Below are 267 nucleotides of genomic sequence, written 5' to 3'. Positions count from 1 at the left end.
ATTCTTGATCACTCATCTGATCAATTTCGGACCCCAACAGCATCTGATTGATATCCAAACCAACCTTTTCACAAACTGCTTGGGTAACTTTTTCGTTGTCTCCCGTCAAAATCTTTGTTTGAACTCCATGTTCTAACAGAGCCTTAATTGCTGGTGCTGCAGATGGTTTAGGAGGATCTAGGAAGGCTAAATAACCAGTTAGAATCATATCCCCTTCATCATCAACTGTATAGGCATGACCTTCCCTCAAACCTGACTTATAGGCAA

1 protein-coding gene is annotated in these 267 nt (G+C 41.2%); it reads right to left on the bottom strand.

Annotation, left to right across the window (positions count from 1 at the left end; translation table 11 throughout):
* Positions 1–267 (bottom strand): HAD family hydrolase (locus SMIDD26_RS11025; protein WP_134990325.1); only part of this gene is annotated, 267 nt, incomplete at both ends.

It is taken from the genome of Streptococcus mitis (genome assembly GCF_001579035.1).
GTDB classification, from domain to species: Bacteria; Bacillota; Bacilli; order Lactobacillales; family Streptococcaceae; genus Streptococcus; species Streptococcus mitis_J.
This window is presented reverse-complemented; position numbering and strand designations above follow the sequence as displayed.